10 protein-coding genes are annotated in these 13,788 nt (G+C 55.0%); 3 read left to right on the top strand and 7 right to left on the bottom strand.

The window, feature by feature from the left end; all coding sequences use genetic code 11:
• Nucleotides 1-3: 3 nt before the first annotated feature.
• The 3 genes from PVA19_RS10510 to PVA19_RS10500 all read right to left on the bottom strand — a co-directional run bounded on the left by PVA19_RS10510 (nt 4) and on the right by PVA19_RS10500 (nt 3,696).
• Complete coding sequence (locus PVA19_RS10510; protein WP_274102372.1) at nt 4-273, bottom strand: hypothetical protein; 270 nt, start codon at nt 271-273, stop codon at nt 4-6.
• An 879-nt stretch (nt 274-1,152) separates the two neighbouring features.
• Entirely contained in the window at nt 1,153-1,752 is a 600-nt protein-coding gene (locus tag PVA19_RS10505; protein ID WP_274102597.1) for a LexA family protein, read from the bottom strand.
• A 90-nt stretch (nt 1,753-1,842) separates the two neighbouring features.
• On the bottom strand, nt 1,843-3,696 hold the full coding sequence (locus tag PVA19_RS10500) for an ABC transporter ATP-binding protein (protein WP_274102371.1): 1,854 nt from the start codon (nt 3,694-3,696) through the stop codon (nt 1,843-1,845).
• Nucleotides 3,697-3,825: 129 nt separating this feature from the next.
• Here PVA19_RS10500 and PVA19_RS10495 point away from each other — a divergent pair, with 129 nt between their 5' ends.
• A complete protein-coding gene (locus PVA19_RS10495; protein WP_274102370.1) occupies nt 3,826-3,969 on the top strand; it encodes a hypothetical protein in 144 nt (47 codons plus the stop codon).
• Between the two features lie 37 nt (nt 3,970-4,006).
• On the opposite strand, the gene PVA19_RS10490 is transcribed toward PVA19_RS10495, so the two are convergent.
• Both PVA19_RS10490 and PVA19_RS10485 read right to left on the bottom strand, forming a co-directional pair.
• On the bottom strand, nt 4,007-5,464 hold the full coding sequence (locus tag PVA19_RS10490; RefSeq protein WP_274102369.1) for a hypothetical protein: 1,458 nt from the start codon (nt 5,462-5,464) through the stop codon (nt 4,007-4,009).
• On the bottom strand, nt 5,464-9,804 hold the full coding sequence (locus tag PVA19_RS10485) for an NACHT domain-containing protein (protein ID WP_274102368.1): 4,341 nt from the start codon (nt 9,802-9,804) through the stop codon (nt 5,464-5,466). The genes PVA19_RS10490 and PVA19_RS10485 overlap by 1 nt, the downstream gene beginning before the upstream one ends.
• Before the next feature lie 521 nt (nt 9,805-10,325).
• On the opposite strand from PVA19_RS10485, the gene PVA19_RS10480 reads away from it, so the two are divergent.
• The gene (locus PVA19_RS10480; protein WP_274102367.1) at nt 10,326-10,784 is read left to right on the top strand and encodes a hypothetical protein; all 459 of its coding nucleotides are present in this window, start codon (nt 10,326-10,328) and stop codon (nt 10,782-10,784) included.
• 66 nt (nt 10,785-10,850) lie between these two features.
• On the opposite strand, the gene PVA19_RS10475 is transcribed toward PVA19_RS10480, so the two are convergent.
• Both PVA19_RS10475 and PVA19_RS10470 read right to left on the bottom strand, forming a co-directional pair.
• The gene (locus PVA19_RS10475) at nt 10,851-11,378 is read right to left on the bottom strand and encodes a GNAT family N-acetyltransferase (RefSeq protein WP_274102366.1); all 528 of its coding nucleotides are present in this window, start codon (nt 11,376-11,378) and stop codon (nt 10,851-10,853) included.
• A gap of 829 nt (nt 11,379-12,207) precedes the next feature.
• On the bottom strand, nt 12,208-12,771 hold the full coding sequence (locus tag PVA19_RS10470) for a recombinase family protein (RefSeq protein ID WP_274102365.1): 564 nt from the start codon (nt 12,769-12,771) through the stop codon (nt 12,208-12,210).
• Nucleotides 12,772-12,977: 206 nt separating this feature from the next.
• Here PVA19_RS10470 and PVA19_RS10465 point away from each other — a divergent pair, with 206 nt between their 5' ends.
• Complete coding sequence (locus PVA19_RS10465; protein ID WP_274102364.1) at nt 12,978-13,691, top strand: LuxR C-terminal-related transcriptional regulator; 714 nt, start codon at nt 12,978-12,980, stop codon at nt 13,689-13,691.
• Nucleotides 13,692-13,788 lie beyond the last annotated feature (97 nt).

The following is a 13,788-nucleotide window of genomic DNA, read 5'->3' as shown; positions in this document are numbered from 1 at the left end:
GATTCACGTTTCGGTCAGCCGAAATAGCTTTTGCGCGACCACTGGTGCTCGGGTTCCTTGTCTTGGCAAGCCCATATGCTCAAACTCTGCCCACGCAAGGTATCGATAAAGTTCGCCTTCACTGGCGCCAGCGAGAAGCATATCGGATAGGGAACGAGCATAGAGATCATATTCATCCAGAGCTCCATCAAGCTCCGATACACCGATCGGATCCCAATCGTGCAGAAGGATATCCTGTACCTTTTGTTCGATCAGATGACGATGATCCGGCATGACATGCCCCCTTTCTCAAATCGATTGCATATTTCATCCAAATTACGAGTTGCCAATGAAAATCGAAAATAGAAACGGATCAAACGAGTTCATCACGGTGTCACGCGCCGAGCTCGCTATCTTCCAAGCGAGTCTAAATGAGGTATGTCACGCAATTGAGGTACCAGAATTTGATCTTCGCATTGGTGTGAATAAGGATGTGGCACTGGCGCTCCTAAGGCTTGCGACGGACACGTTGGATCAAACCCGGTGACTTCCAACCTCGATGCACGTCTCAGGAAGGACGGTTCTTAAATGCTAGGGGTCTTCCTCTATGATGAGATCACGCCCTCGAAAGTAGGTCTCCAGTACCCAAGGGGCGCAGTCGGCGAGATCATCCGCGAACTTTGGCACCTGCCAAGCTGCAGGTGATATGCCTATGTTGCCCGCTCCATCTACCTACGGCCTCCAGTTGCTTGGGATGCTAGTGCTGATCACCTCGAAGCAAGACGACATATGATGACTAAGGGACGGAAACTCGTCTGGCTTTGAACCCGACTGAATTGCGAATCTAGTCCCGTCGCCTTCCGAAACGTTGATCGCCAAGACGTGGTACACTTTCCCAATCTGTAGCCACGGGGATTGATCAAGGACGTGCCCGACGTCATCGATCAGCTTCACGCATCGAACTTTCATACAAAGCTGCTCCTTGGCAACTGAATGCTCCTGATTTCGTGGAGAGCGCTGAAACTTAAGTGGTGCAGTACCGGACGCCTGGACGTCGCTGCAAATGTTCAATGACCTTCGCACGTGGGAAACCTACTGGCTTTTTCAAAAGGAGCATAGTCGAGGTCTACAGATAGTGCTTAGCGCCGAACTCGACAAACTCGCTGGGAAGCTTCAAATATCAACGATCGAGCGGCGGACGCGCCCGACGATGATAGGGTCGTTGTCAGGGAAGATCGGTTCATGCTGGGGATTGGTGGAGACGGGCTCGAAGCGCATGGGGCCGGAGCGATAGCGCTTGTAGGTGGCGTTGCCTTCCACGTCCGAGATGACGTAGCAGCCATTGGGAACGAGGTTGCGGTCGCTGCGATTGACGAAGATGATGGAGTCCGGCGGGGAGATCCTATCCATGGAATCGCCGCTGACCTTCAAGGCAATCCAGTCTCCAGACGCCGGTAAATCCGCCACTCGGATAAGACCGAGGGCTTCGTCAGCGATGTCATCGCGGATCATGGCGCCGGCACTGACCCAGGCGAGATAAGGCACGCTCAAGGTGGGAATGCCCTCCGCATCCGGCGTATAGGATGGGTCGAGCTCATGAACGCCGACGCCGAGGGCTCGGGCAAGGGCGGGAAGCTCCGTGGTCTTTTCAGTCAAGCCGGTCTCGAGCTGCGAGATGAGCTGCTGGCTCACGCCAGACAGTTCCGCAACTCTCACTTGCGAAAGGCTTTTGATCTTCCTGATCGATCTCAGATTCTCGCCCACAATACCCATGCTGATGGCATTACCACGATGTTGATGGACGATCATCACCTTAGTCAGGCGGTCATGAGGCGTCTCGTTTACGCACAGAACTTCTCAGGATCAGGTCAGTTGCTCGGGAATGAAGCCACCCGTCTGCCGTTCCCACAGGCGGGCAAACAACCCGTCTCCTCCCATCAACTTCTCTGGCCTGCCCTCTTCTACAATGCGTCCCTGGTCGAGCACAACGATCCGGTCCATCCGAGCAATCGTGGAGAGGCGATGCGCGATGGCAATCACCGTTTTACCCTCCATGGCGAGGTTCAGCTTTTCCTGAATGGCAGCCTCGGATTCGCTATCCAATGCCGATGTTGCCTCATCCAGCACCAGAATTGGCGCATCCTTCAGAAGTACGCGGGCGATGGCCACCCGCTGACGCTGGCCGCCCGAGAGTTTGATACCGCGATCTCCAACGAAGGCGTCATACCCCTTGCGGCCCTCGCCATCGGTGAGATCGGCGATGAAGCCATCGGCGCTTGCCATCTTCGCCACTCTCTCGATCTCTTCCCGCGTAGCCTCCGGCCGCCCGTACCGGATGTTGTCGCCCACAGACCGGTGAAGCAGAGCGACATCCTGGGCTATCACGCCGATCGCACGCCGCAGGCTCGCCTGGGTGACCGCACGAATATCTTGCCCGTCCACAAGGATCGCGCCATCCTTCACATCGTAGAAGCGCAGGAGAAGGCTTGCGAGTGTTGTCTTGCCAGCCCCTGAAACGCCGACGAGTCCAACCTTTTCGCCGGGCCTGACGGTCAGCGACAAGGAATCGATGACCGTTTTACCCGACTTGTAGGCGAAGCTGACATTCTCGAACCGTATCTCGCCTGCTTCAACCTGGAGATCGGTGGCATCGGACCGATCCGTGATGGTTGGCGGCGTCGTCATGACGGGCATGGCGTCCTTGATGGTGCCGATCGCCTGAAAGACCTGCTGGCCCACTTGCAGGAAGGTGAAGATTTGCGCCGACAGGCGCTGGAGAATGTAGACCGCACCGACGAACTCGCCAACGGTAAGAAAGCCCTTGAGGAGACCAGAAAAACCGATCGTCAGCATGCTCACCCAGAGCAGCGTGTTGAGGATGACCACCGTCGCCTCCGAGGTGCGGTAGATGCGCTGCTCCCTCTGCTGGGTCTTTACAGTCTTCATAATGGCGCGCCGGATCGCGCCCGCCTCGCTATCTTCGGCGGCGAACTGCTTGATCATTTGCATGTTGGTATAGAGGTCGGTGATTGCACCAGCCAGAAGGCTCCGCTGCTTGGCAGTCCGACGAGCGCTTTCGGCAAAGATGGGGACGACCCTCACCGCATATGCGATGTTGAGAACGATCCAGATGACAACCGGCAGCGCAAGTTGCCATGACAGTGAACTCAGCAAGATCACAGAGCCAACCATCTGCAACAGGAAACGCGGAATGGTCTGGAATGCAGCTATGATCTGTTGCTGGACGGCAGATGCCACCTGCTGCAGTCGTGAAGCGACTTGACCCGCAAAGAGGTCATGAAAGAATGCGAGATCCTGACGCTCAACCGCCTTGTGGCCCTGCCATTGGATCGCGGCGGGCATGCCGATACCGAGTGTGTGCGACTGGAGCGTGTTGAGCAGAAACGACGCGACCGGCATTGCTGGAAATATCAGGAAACCGAGAAAGGCGAAAAGCGGCCACTCGTTCCGCAGGAATGCACTTGCACCCTGCTGAGTAACACCATCAACGACGACCGAAAGCCCCCATACGACAGACAGATTGATGGCCTCCATGGCCATGGCTGAAAGCGCCATGCCGATCAGCACACCGCGGAACATGGATATGAAATGAAGAAGCACCTTCACCGGCCCCTCGGAGGGTAACGGTCGGTAAGGAATCTCCAGTGGCTGAATCAGCTTTTCGAATGGGCGGTAAATTGCATCTGAAATAGACATGGTCGCTCGAACTCTGGATGGAACGGAGGGCGAGGGTTCAACTTCCAGAACAAATCATCTTGCGGCTGCAACCTCAACCTTAAATAAAGCCAGGGAGGACAATTGGGCTGCTTCGCGTCAAGAGGAGACATGAACTACTTCGAGGTCGGCGGCTGGAATGGGGCCGTGAGAGGAATGGCAGATTTTGGGCCGTGGAAGCGCAATTGCAGCCATACATCCGATGAACAGATCAAATTATCAGCGGCAGCCGGTTCGCTGCTTCTTCACGGCTAATTGCAGCTTAGGCGCTTCCGAACCCCACGAAGAGTATTTAGCGAACGATCTCGCCGTCATCCAAAAAAAAAGTGCTTTTCTGGATTAGCTTAAGCTCATCGTAGCTTTTTTCTCGATGCCAAATTTTGATGTCGGCCGTCCACCCCACTCTCAGCCCAAAACGATCCGCGGCGGTAATTATATCGACGGGCCGCATTTCGCTAACGGAACCGCAGCGCGTGTTGCCGCCTTTTGGATAAAGGTAAGTCCAGTGATCATTCCAAGTCGTCCAGCGTCCAATTGGTTGATCATTCACCTCTGTGAGAATTCGACCGCCTCTGCAGTGATAAGAAATCGGCTCATCGAATACATAGCTCGCTGGAAGGCTCAAACCGAGGTGAAATAGATCGCCCATCCAGTAGCCGAAAGGGAACGGGAAAATGTCGACGCAAAAAGGCAGTCGCGTACCCTGCAAGGTCGGCCCGGCGTAGTCATCGGCTTCGAGTTGGCGTGACTGACCTGCAAAAAGCGATCCAGCGGGAAGATCCCAGGCTGATGATCGAAGATTAGCAATGTCCATATCAGGGACGGGTACAAAGTCTTCGCTTAGGAGTGCGCATGACAGCGTCAGAGAGGAAAACTCCGAGATTCTCAATGAAAGCGGCGTCTTCAAATGGACTGGAACTAAGCCGTCAGAGTTCATCGCCGCCTTTAGAATCCGTTTGATGATCGGTTGGAGCAATGCACCGTCGAGAGCGCACTCATCGGGGAGTTCTCCAAGCCAGTGGGGGCGATCAACGGGTCCGACGTCGACTAGACCGCGATTGAGCGACAAGCACTTCGTCGCTGCCTGGGAGGCCACTTCCAAAGGCATGCGCCAAGTATCAACCGCGCAATGGAGTGTTCGAAGATAGGCCGACCGATAGATGTCGCCTTGACGTTGATCGAGCTGGGCTGACACGCCAGATCGCTCCATCGTCGCCTTCAGGAAATGGTACGGAAATCCTGAAAGAGTTGCGTCCGTCGAGTTTTTCGTGTGCTCCCATTCAAAGGCCCACTGTTTCAAGAAGGGTAGACCGGACAACTGTTCTAGCCGGAGAAGTTCCGCTCCGAGCGATGGAGGTATTTGATCTCCTTGATGACGCGAAAAATACTCGCCAGATTCGAAGGAAGGAGGTGCTTGACCCGAATGACGTGAGGCCCAACCGCCGCCAGGAGCAGCCGGACCATAGATCTCCTTGAGCATGTAATGGGCAAGTATAGACGGGCACGGTAGATTTTGCAAAACGACGTCAATGCTAGGAAGGTGGTTTGTGCTTGCAGCGAGCAGGACAGAAAGCCCCGAGCAAACCTCGTTTTCGGTCGGACGCTCCGAAAGCCAGGTCAGGTAGATCTGAAGCGCGACCCCTCCGAAGGATGGGTCAGCGAGCAGATTTGCGTACTCACGCGCAGCTTGCAGCCTCGCGAAACGAACGGGCCAATTGAGACGTTCGAGAAGAAAACGCGCCGAATCCATCACTGAAACCACGGGCAAGGAGGGATCGGCTGGTCTGAAACCTCGGCAACTAGAATTTCGACGAAGTTTTTCGAAAGATCAAAAGCAAGTTCCTTCTGCCCGACAAGGAGCAAAAAGCGCACCAGGTAGCGATAGCCAACAGCAAACGACACGCCTGCTCGTTTCAAGTACGGCGCTTGATCAGAAGTGTCGTGAATGTACTGCTTCCATTTTTCAGGAAAGTGCACTGCAGCCGCCTCAAGTCGACAATTGATCTCAGTCTCAGAGGTCCAGTTCGATTGCCAACCGTGCCGGGCAACATGGGCGCGCACCAGCCAACGATACGACTCCTCGCGGTCCTCCACGCCCAAACTGACTTCGAAAGCATGATCGAGCAGCTTCTCGACGATGCTACTGGAATGACCTGTACCAGCAGCGTCGAGATATCCCCGAATGGCCTTTAGAGCCTGCATCGCACGACCCTTGGCGGTCCAATGATCCAGCCAAAGTTTCGCCGCCGCTCGTTGTTCTTCGTAGTCAATTCGGAAGTCCGATAGGTCAGCAATCAATTTGTAGAACTCAGCAACTTTGTATTTCGTCGCATCCGGAGCGGCGATTCTCTGCAAATCGGAGCTGCTATCTTTCGGATGATACGTATGATCGGTGGGCATTCCACCGAGCAACCGAATCTGCTGGTTCGTGGCGGCCTGAGATGCGGGATCGGTGCGCTTTGCAAGCGTCGCCAGATCACTGAACTCGACCAATGACCGTGCGAGTGCGCGTGAATCGGGTACTGCGAAGTCAGTTAGCTCGATGTGTTTCTGGAGGGCGACTTCTGCAAGATGATGGTCGTCGTTCCCAATGTGGTGCGAATAAAACCGAATGAGTCGCTCGGGGCTAATACGAGCAATCTTCTCGATCAGAGCGACTCTCGCGTGGTTGGTGCCTTTCCCATCAGTAAACTCAGTGATCATCTCAGTGATCGGCACGACCTTTTCTAGCAGCGGCATGACATTCGTGCCGCCGAGGTGTACGTCCTCGATGCTATCCAAAACGTCGTAAATCCATGGATCCTTTCGCCATCCATAACCGATGACACAGTTGGCAGCCCGTGCCAGAAGTGACGTTGCCGGCAACTCATACAGAAGCGCGTACCTTGCAAGCTCGATCCACCGATCTGCCCGTTGGTTGGATCCAGTGACCGACCGAGCTTCCACCGCAACAGCGGAGTCCAACGCAAGCTGCGCCATTGAGGTTTCAAGTAGCGGAAGACTGCTCTCGATCTGAGCGGCCATCCACGAATCTTCGTTCCAATGTTTCGAGGAGCGTGCCGTGCGCATTTCATCCGAGGACACTCTCAGGGTACGACCCGCTGGGGTTTTGATTGCATGCAAACCAACTGCGATCTCCCGGAGTGCATGGACGAAGGAGAAGTACTGCGTACCCTCCGGGTCGGTGACACGGTCGCTGCGAACCGGATCAAGGCGGCGTGCCGCGTAATAAGGTGAAGCGAATGACAACTGCGCGCGGCCCGTCGCAATGTCCTTCGCCAAGTTGGTTAGGATCTGAAAAGCCTGCCCCGCCCACCCATCGGGGACCGTACCGCCGACCTCGTGGCCATGAACGCAATTCGCGAGAGCATTGAAGAACACGGAAACGAAATAATTCTCGGCATCTGGATTACGTCCGTACTCGTGCTCTTTGCGGATAGAGGCGGATGGATCGGGAAGGCTTGCATGGCGCTGTTTACCTGTCGACTTGTGGAAATAGCGCCAGCACGATAGCAGTGGGCTGACCTGGGAGCGCGGAGCGTACGACTTGGAGACATCTTGTCCCGTCGTCGATGCGACAATCACGAGAGCATCTTCGATTTGCAGACGCCACGAAATATCCTTCTCACCCTTGAGTGCCTTCGCCGCCAGAATGAGAAGATCGCTCCTTTTTTCTCTGCGAAGGAAAGCCACAAAGGTCCTGAAGGAGCTGTTTCGGCTTCCATCTACCCGAAACCCCTTCAGAAACTTGATTGCGCGGGTCACGTCGGTCTGCGGATAGATCGCTGCGACCTCAAGGAAGTGGCGGACCAAGAGCTCGAAGTCACTATCAGGGCGATGGCGTAGCTCGATCCAAAGATTTACACGGCGCCGCAGCTCCTCAAAAGCTTCCTCGACGATGTCGGATGAGCGATCAGGCGCTGTTTTAGCTAAAGTGACGATCTCGTCCGATCCCAATGAGCCAAGTTGGTCTGCGGAAAAGACGACACTTTCAACGTTGGAAGCGGTGCGTATAGCGACTTCGCAGAACTGTCCAAAATTTTGAACCTGAAACTCCGGTCCGTTCTCGACCCGCGTTTTGAGAGTGCGAAGTTCGGTTGTGCGGACGAAGTCGTCGTGCGAGAAGGCCAGTTCCTCGGCGCGCGAGAGAATTTCTACAATTTGCTCGGACGGCCATCCTTCAACGAGTGAGTTTATGGCCCACTGGCGCGTCGTAGCCTTGAGCAGGTCCTGTTCATTCCCATTCAATGCCTGGATGATCCAGAGCCATCCCCATCTTTGAAACTTGGGTGCATCGTTCTTAAGCCACGTTTCGACTCTCGGCAGGAGAGCTTTGAACGACACGGAATGGTCACTTCGCTCGATAGCAAAGGCTAGCAAGCTTCCATGGAACGGGGCGACGCCAGAGCGCTCAAATTCCAGGAGATGGTCAATCTCCTCAATGGGACCAAAGCATCTTCGCAACCCGTCTTCGGTCCATCGGAAGCCGGAACCGGCAATTGCGTGAATGGTCTGCTTGGCGGAAGGGGACAATTCGCGCCACAATCCCGCGTAGTACTTTCTGATATCGCCCTCAGGACAAGTTGGAAGCCGTCCGATCTCTTCGGCATCGAATGCGAGACCTCCTCGAACCATCGCTTCGAACGAATATATCAAATGCAGCGGGTGGCCCATCGAGATGTTGTAGAATGCGTCTCCAATTGAGCCGAGCTCGTGTTGCTCGGCGCGGTTCGAACGTACGTCGCTCAGCAGAACACGCCCGGCCTTGTGCTGCATGATGATCCAACGATGAACAGCATCGCGGTCCATCGACGGAACTTCGATCCACGATTCGTCGACAGAATGTTGCACCAGCCGAAAAGGAAGATGGGAGGCAGCAACCTTCTGCGTACCGACCAGCACCGTGACGTTGGGCGGGCAAGGAAGAAGTGCGTTAAATAGCTGATTCATTTGACTAAGATCGGCATATTCCCTGGCTACGTGGTCGAGCCCGTCGATAACGACGACAAACGGCTTCGCTTGCGTAGCGAAATGTGCGCCACAGGCCTCCACCCATTTTCTCAGCTCGGTCGGAGCCTCCTCGAGGCCCTTCACAGCCTCGCCGTAGCGAACGACCATCTGGTCCATCAACGAAGACGCTATGTCCGCGAAGTAGTTTCGATCACCACTATCGGTTAGCGATAAGAAGTAATGATGCCGTATGGTGGGGATGTCGTGCTCACGCAGTTGATCCACGGCGTAGCTGAGATATGTGCTCTTTCCGCGGCCTGGTGAACCCCAGAGCGCCCAGATGCCGGGCCGCTCGGCCACAAGCTTCATGAGGTCCTCATGGAACTGGAGACTGGGCGGTTCATATCCGGGAGGGATGCGAAAATCCTGCGAAAGAGGCTGGGGTCTGTTTCGGGAAATGATCTGCGTGAGATGTTTGTGCGTTATTCTTCCGTCGGGCTGCGGTTCGTTTCGAAGCGATGCCCATCGCCTTGCCTGATGAAGGAGAAGCAGCCAACCTTCGCTATTCGTGGATGACGGTACCAGTCGGCCACGTAGGGTGGCCTCCAACCGATCGATCATTTTCTCCGAATGTTTGAATTCAAAGTTGGAGAAAAAGCTTAAGGTATCGTCGGCCCCGCCAAGCTGCCCCTCGATCTTCGTTCTTACCGAGGCGTCTATGGCATCGAGATCGATAAACGTGTTGCGGAGCGATTTTGCGAACTCGACGTCCGGCCGCCGGTTTGTTCTAAGGCAAGCGGATATTACTTTCCCTTTAATGGTCAAAGCCTTAAGGGACGCTGCCCACTTTTGAAGACGAGACGTACCCTTGGGCTTCTTTTCAAGAAGCCATTCCCAATTGAGCGGATAGATGTCGGGTCGCGGCGTGAATTTGACCTGGGCTAGTTCGAACGTTCCGTCCGGCAATGCGGCCACTACGTCCTCCAGTGCGCCGAACTCGCTGTCTTCCGATTCTAGTTGCACCCATTCGTATCTATCCGGGTCGCGATAGTACTCGATCAGGATCTCAATCCCGATTAGATCCTGATAATCGTATCCAGTGCGCGTTATAGCTGCGTTTTTTATTGATAGCTCAGACAAGAATCTTGATCACTGAGAGGTTGCCGACAAACGACCATTCTCTATTGAGGATTGCATATCAATGAAAATTTTAGCAGTTTGACACTGAAGGTCGGTAGCGCTGGATCCCGTCTGCGACTTGAGAAGTCTTGCGCCCGCCTTTCGATGAAAACGAGCCGAAAAAACCGGACTATCAGAGGCCCCTCAGCACCTTCGGCGCGATCACGTGGAGACGTGATGGGTATAGTCGGCCAGCGGCACGACCGGCTCTATTGCGAAGTAGTTTCGGGTTTGCCGATTGTTTGAGAACAGCCACAACTTTTTCTCCAGCAGCTTTGGGTGAAGTGTCTTCCGGGTTCGGGAGGAATGACCGGTTTTGGATAAGGGGCGTGGGCTGCTGAACGGCAGAATTGAAGGCGCAAAGCTGCGCTGTCGTATCCGGTCGCCAATGACCGGTTTGGCTCAATTCCGGTCGTTGTGTCATTGCCACGGCAGGTGGATGCTCTAATGTTCGTCGCGTCACGTCACGCCGGGAGATGCTGATGCGGAAGCCACAGATCGACATCGAAATTCGGACGGAGATTGACACACTGTTGGAGCAATCCCGCAAGCTCTTTGCATCTGGAGCGTTACAATCGTCGCTTTCAGTTGCACTAGACGCTTGGGATCTAATCCCGGAACCCAAAGGAGCGTGGGACTATTACGGACAGAGCCTGTCGGCAGCTTTTATCCTCGATTATACCGATCTCGGTGATAAGCGGAGCTGTCAGAAGTGGATCGAAATCATGGCGCTCATGTATGACGACCCCAATCACGAGGACCATTATGTTCTGATGCTGGAGGGTGAAGCGATGTATAAGCTTGGCGATATGGACAGGGCCTTTTACGTGTTCTCTCGTATAGAGGAATTATACGGTGCGCAGGGCTTTAAAGGTGAGCAAAAAGCCTATCTTAAGTTCATCAGGGAGGAGCGCGACAAGCGAGGCGCCACCAGCCCTTGAAATGAAAATCTCTCGCATGTCCGCTTTGGGCCAATGGCCGTCATGCCAGCGTTGCGCCAATTGCAGTCATTGCTCGTCCAGCATGAGCGCCATGTTGACCGTGTCGATGAAGCGACCATCGATCAGGACGCTGCGCCTCTGAACACCTTCACGGATGAAGCCAGTCTTTTCGTAGAGAGCTATAGCCCTTGTGTTGTCGGCGTGCACCGAGAGCTCAACGCGGATAAGACCCGAAATTCTAGCTTGGTTCAGCGCCGCCAACACGAGACGTTTTCCGAGACCTCTCCCTCGGTAGGCCGGAATGATGCCCATCGCTAAACTTCCTCGATGTTGATGCGCCGGAAAGAAGTGGCGGGAAATGTCGCACCAGCCGACAACCTTATCGTCGACTGTAGCAACGAAATGGGGATCTCCATGATTTATCATATCGAGGACGAACCTTCGCGTATCTGGGAGCGGGAACGCCTCCATCATCGTTAGGTATCTCCTTTCCCGCGCCACAAGATCGAGCGCTTGATGGAAACTCTCGATATGATCAGCGGCGGTTGCAGTCACCGCCACATGATGTAGGCCACTTGCCTCTGCAGGTCCCATTTGCTCCCCATCAACATCTCGAACTCATCGCTCAAGTTAAGAGCTTCAACTAGCACTGGCAACGACCGCTTAGGGCCGATACTGTTGTAAAAATTGAGCGTTGCCGGCGGCAGGCTGTCTTGATTCAATAGTCGTATTGATTTGCGGATGATTGAGCAATGAAGGGATGTCAGGCGGCCCCGACGCAACTCTTCTACGACTTCTGGCTCGATGATCGCGTTCCCGCTTACCACCTACTCCGCATGCCTCCCTGACGGTCCTCAACATTCGCTTCTGCCATCGACGCCGCTCACCGAACGGAACTCCCGGCAGGCATACAGTCTCCGGAATCAACGTTCCCCATTTGGGGACTGACATTCCCGAAGCGACGTCGACAACATCAAGGATTCGCTCAGGGACTATCCACCCGAAGTAGACGTAGAAATCATTTCCCTTGAAGCCATCAGCAGTTCTCAGAGCTTTAAGCGTTCTCTCGGTGACTTTTGCCGGCGCTCAATCGCTCCACTTCTTCAGAGCGCCCTCTTCGGGAACGTCGACAAGCAGACGAAATCCCTTTTTGTTACTCAGGCCCCCTCCGACTCCATGACCCGTCCGGTGTCGGCGAAGATGTCAGCCAAACCCCGATCCTCCCCTCAAAGCGTTCGATATCCGTTGGAACATCTCCAACCGTGAGCCCGTACTGGGAGATGCCACGCAGGTGATAGAGTGAGGTGCAGTGCTCAGATATCCGCGCTGCGATCAACTCAGTCGTTGCCTCGTTTCTAATAGTGCTGGCTCAATCTGCGTGCCTGCAACAGCCGGCTCGATTTGGTAGAATTCGCGAGGCGACCTAGTCTATCTCTAGACGCTCTATTCCCCTGACGATCGTTCTGGGGTGAACGTTGTACTGACGGGCGACGTCGCGAACCGACATACCTGCGTTGATCGCAGCGCGGATATCTGAGCACTGCACCTTATTCAAAGATGGCCGTCGACCTACACATTTTCCACGTGCTTTGGCAGCAGCGATACCAGCTATCGTCCGCTCCCGGATTAAGGATTTCTCAAATTCGGCGATAGCTGCGAGAATGTGAAAGATCAGCTTTCCGCCCGCCGACGAGGTGTCGATGTTTTCTGTCAGAGACAGGAAACCGATCCCGCGGCGCTTGAGGCGGTCTATGATTATGATCAGATGCCCGATCGACCGACCCAGGCGATCCAGCCTCCAGACCACCAAAACGTCCCCTTTTCGCAGGACTCTCATTGCGGACGAAAGACCAGATCGTCGTTGTTGGGCTCCCGATACTCCGTGATCCTCCACGATTCGCTCGCATCCGGCCGCGCGGAGTGCCCTAATCTGCAGGTCCAAGTGCTGGTCGGCAGTCGACACGCGCGCATATCCAATCCTTGCCATGAGTCCTTCCAAATCACACTTGCCCATGGACCGGCTTGACAGAAACGAACGGTTTCGCGGAGCCAGCGGGAGCAAGGACACAGAGTGCATTATCGACAACGCTCGCAATGGCTTAAGCATGAAACAAAAGAATTCGATGCTTCGTGACAAAACCGTTCATTTCTGTCGCCTGATGGCGCACCTCTGCTCCCGATGGGAACGAGTAGATGAAGGGTCGTGCGTCATTCAAGTTGGTCTCGCGGCTGATGACCGACGCCTGGATCTATAACCCTGATGGCCATCGTGAAGCAGCGGGCATCTATGCTCGAATCCTTGAGATGCTGCGGCCGAATATGATTCTCGCAATTGTCGATACTCGTGCGAACAATCCTGACGACTTCGCCTTGGATGTCATCCACCGGTACGCAGTGCCCACCGTTACCTCTGCCATCCGGTCGTTTCAGGACTCGCGGACCCTCTCGGAGTTCCCCGACCAAAAGCACGTTCGCAGGATCATGATCCCGGCCTACGTCAAGGCTATCGAGAGCCGACGTCCCCTAAGCGACCGCATCATGGCCAGCATACTCGACACGGTCACTATCTATGACCGCCTTATCCTGCCACAACGAAACCCCACAGGCCCGAGCGAATGGTGCCTTGTTCTGATCGATGTGAAGTTCGTCTTGCCTGATGCCCCGAGCACACCTGTGGCGGACGTCGACTTCGGAATCCTACAAATGCTGGCTGAAGGAGCGACCATAAAGGAAATCGCCGAGGCGTCCCTTCGATCCGACAGGACGATCCACCACAGGGTCGAGCGCCTGAAGGCTCGGTTTGGCGCGCGCAATCTCGCTCATCTTGTAGGGCTATCCATTTCCGCCGGCATCGCCGACGATCCTTTCCAGGAAGGATGGCATCACGCCCGTGATGCACACGAGTGACATTATCCCAGATTGCCGGGTTCGCAGCCGGATCCTCCTCACGACTGCGAGGTCATCCTTTCACGGAAGGACTCGCACCAACGCAGATCGCGGTAGC

The sequence above is a fragment of the Agrobacterium sp. CNPSo 3708 genome, from assembly GCF_028674915.1.
Taxonomy (GTDB): domain Bacteria; phylum Pseudomonadota; class Alphaproteobacteria; order Rhizobiales; family Rhizobiaceae; genus Agrobacterium; species Agrobacterium cavarae.
Note: the sequence above shows the minus strand (reverse complement) of the source record. Positions and strands in the feature narration are given on the sequence as shown.